Origin of the sequence: Enterobacter sp. C6 (genome assembly GCF_008122455.1) — a bacterium.
Taxonomy (GTDB): domain Bacteria; phylum Pseudomonadota; class Gammaproteobacteria; order Enterobacterales; family Enterobacteriaceae; genus Enterobacter; species Enterobacter pseudoroggenkampii.
In genome coordinates this window covers 1-2997 of the sequence record NZ_QPFW01000071.1, presented here as the reverse complement: position 1 = coordinate 2997, position 2997 = coordinate 1, and the positions used below count along the sequence as shown (strand labels likewise).

3 protein-coding genes are annotated in these 2997 nt (G+C 56.7%); 1 reads left to right on the top strand and 2 read right to left on the bottom strand.

Annotated elements, in window-relative coordinates:
• Positions 1 to 213: 213 nt before the first annotated feature.
• Together DOU50_RS00640 and DOU50_RS00635 are read right to left on the bottom strand one after the other, a co-directional pair.
• Positions 214 to 891 carry an isochorismatase family protein gene (locus tag DOU50_RS00640; protein ID WP_024908977.1) on the bottom strand — a complete coding sequence of 226 codons (678 nt, stop codon included), beginning with the start codon at positions 889 to 891 and terminating at the stop codon, positions 214 to 216.
• A gap of 20 nt (positions 892 to 911) precedes the next feature.
• Positions 912 to 1772, bottom strand: coding sequence for a pirin family protein (locus tag DOU50_RS00635; RefSeq protein ID WP_090417393.1), 861 nt, complete (start codon positions 1770 to 1772; stop codon positions 912 to 914).
• A gap of 109 nt (positions 1773 to 1881) precedes the next feature.
• On the opposite strand from DOU50_RS00635, the gene DOU50_RS00630 reads away from it, so the two are divergent.
• Entirely contained in the window at positions 1882 to 2787 is a 906-nt protein-coding gene (locus DOU50_RS00630) for a LysR family transcriptional regulator (RefSeq protein ID WP_148768507.1), read from the top strand.
• Positions 2788 to 2997 lie beyond the last annotated feature (210 nt).

Below are 2997 nucleotides of genomic sequence, written 5' to 3'. Positions count from 1 at the left end.
GGGGATTCGAACCCCCGATACGTTGCCGTATACACACTTTCCAGGCGTGCTCCTTCAGCCACTCGGACACCTCACCATATTGTTTTGCTGCCTGACCGCTTGGGGGGCAACGGGGCGCTACTATAGGGAGTTGCGCTAAAACGGTCAAGCAGATTTTCTGTATTAGTGTGCGTTCGGTTAAGCCTTAATCAGCTCTTGTCGCAGCACGGGTTATTAACGCTGAGAATCGAGCACTTCGCTGTTTTTAACCACTTCCTGTGCTTTGCCGTAGCTTTCGATCAGCAGCTGGTAAGCCGGGAAGATGTGGGTGTACACCTCAGCCCACTCCGCCGCGTCCTCACGGTTCCAGGTTCGCTGGATCTCAGAGGCCACCGCCGCCGTATCCATCGGAACCACACCGGCCTGCACCACGCGCGCCAGGGTGATCTCCTGCGCCATCTTGCTGTAGGTGCCGGAGGCATCAATCACCGCAAATACTTTATACCCGTCCGCCACCGCGCTAATTGACGGGAAGGCCATGCAGACGCTGGTGATAGTGCCCGCAATAATCAACGTTTTGCGCCCGGTGGCTTTTACCGCAGCCACGAACTCCGGGTTATCCCAGGCGTTGATTTCACCTTTACGGGCAACATATTGCGCATGCGGTGCGTTGGCGTGGATCTCCGGGATAAGCGGTCCGTTCGGTCCCTGTGGAACTGACGCGGTGGTGATCACCGGGATCTTCGCCAGGGTCGCGATCTTCGCTAACGCTGCCGCACGAGCGCGCAACTCTGGCATTGGCATATCTCCGACGGTCTGGAACAGACCGCTCTGGTGATCGATAAGCAACATCACCGCATCGTTCACATCAATAACCGGACGGGAGCCATTAAAATTAGCAGGTGTAGACATCTTCTTCTCCTTTATTACGTTCAGATCTGGCCGAAGCGGCCGGAGTTGAAATCACGAATGGCTTCGTTGATTTCGCTTTTACTGTTCATCACAAACGGGCCATAGCCCACGATGGGTTCATTCAGCGGCTCGCCGGCCATCAGCAGCACTTTTGCATCGCTGCTTGCCTCAAGGTGCAGTTTGTCGCCTTCCTGACTCAGTACGACCAGCTGGGCTTCACCTGCCTGAGTGGTACCGTTCACCGTGATGTTGCCCTCAAGCACCACCAGCGCGGTGCTCCAGCCTTCGGGCTGATTGAGCGCCAGATGACTTCCCTGGTTCAGCGCGATGTCCCAGACGTTGAGCGGTGAGAAGGTGTGCGCCGGGCCGGTAACCGTGTCGTAGCGACCGGCAATGACCCGCAGCGTTCCACCGTTGTCAGGCAGCGTCACCACCGGGATGTCGGCTTTCGTGATGCTCTGGTAGCCCGGTGCGGCCATCTTGTCTTTCGCAGGGAGGTTGACCCAAAGCTGCATCATTTTCAGTTCGCCGCCTTTCTGCGAGAACGCGCTTGAGTGGAACTCCTCGTGCAAAATACCTGCGCCTGCGGTCATCCACTGCACGTCGCCGGGGCCAATCACACCGCCTTTACCCGTGGAGTCGCGATGCTCCACTTCACCTGAATAAACGATGGTGACCGTTTCAAAACCCCGGTGAGGATGCTGGCCTACGCCGCGTTTCGCACCATCTGCCGGGAAGGTGTACGGGCCTGCGTAGTCCAGCAGCAGGAACGGACTCAGCGGCTCGCCGTGGGTTTGATAAGAGAACATTGAACGGACCGGGAAACCATCGCCAACCCAGTGCTGACGAGGAGCGGTATAAACGCCTGTTACGTTTTTCATGATTAACTCCTGATGTTCTGTTGATGTAATTAGCTTATATTCAGGGTTAATATCCCGGTAGATAGTGAAAATGGCATTCACTGTTCCGAAAATAGAACAATGAGGGCTTATGCAGGATCTCAATGACTTCGTCTGGTTTGTGAAGGTGGTGGACTACGGGGGGTTTGCGGCGGCGGGAAGGGCGCTTGACCAACCCAAGTCCAAACTGAGCCGCAGGATCGCGCAGCTCGAGGAGCGGCTTGGCGTACGGTTGATACAGCGCACGACGCGGCAGTTTACGGTGACGGAAGTGGGGCACACTTTCTATCAACACTGTAAGGCAATGCTGATAGAAGCAGAAGCGGCAGAGGAGGCCGTTGCTGCGCTGCAGGCTGAGCCGCGCGGCATCGTCAGGATCACCTGTCCCGTCACGTTACTGCACGTCCACGTGGGACCGATGCTGGCGCGGTTTATGGCGCGCTACCCCGGGATTAATCTCCAGCTTGAGGCCACCAATCGTCGGGTCGATCCTGTTGGCGAAGGTATTGATGTGGCTATCCGCGTGCGTCCTCGTCCGTTTGATGACAGCGATCTGGTCTTAAGGGTACTGGCTGACAGGGGGCATTGCCTGGTGGCAAGTCCGCAGTTGATTGAACGTATGGGTAAACCGCGAATGCCTTCCGAGCTCAATGAATGGCCTGGATTAAGTATGGGGGCCGGTAAACAGGTGCATAAATGGGAGCTCAGTGGTCCAGAAGGGGCGAAAGCGGAGATCCACTACGCACCGCGCTTTATTACCACCGACATGCTGGCACTGCGGGAAGCCGCGATGGCGGGCGTGGGCGTTGTACAGTTGCCGATATTGATGGTGAAGGATCAGCTTGCGTCAGGGGAACTGGTACGGGTGCTGGACGCGTGGGAACCCCGACGGGAAGTGATTCACGCCGTTTATCCTTCGCGGCGCGGCATGCTGCCGTCGGTCAGGAAGCTGGTGGATTTTCTGACTGAAGAGTATGCGAAGATGGTGGAGGAGTAGCTTTTTGTAGGTCGGGTAAGCGCAGCGCCACCCGACATAAAGAGCGCAGGGAGTTTCAAGGTTCGAATCCCCCCTTTCGGAGAATTAAAGGAAAAAAGCCCGTACTTTCGTACGAGCTCTCATCTCGAATATGGCGGTGAGGGGGGGATTCGAACCCCCGATACGTTGCCGTATACACACTTTCCAGGCGTGCTCCTTCAGCCACTCGGA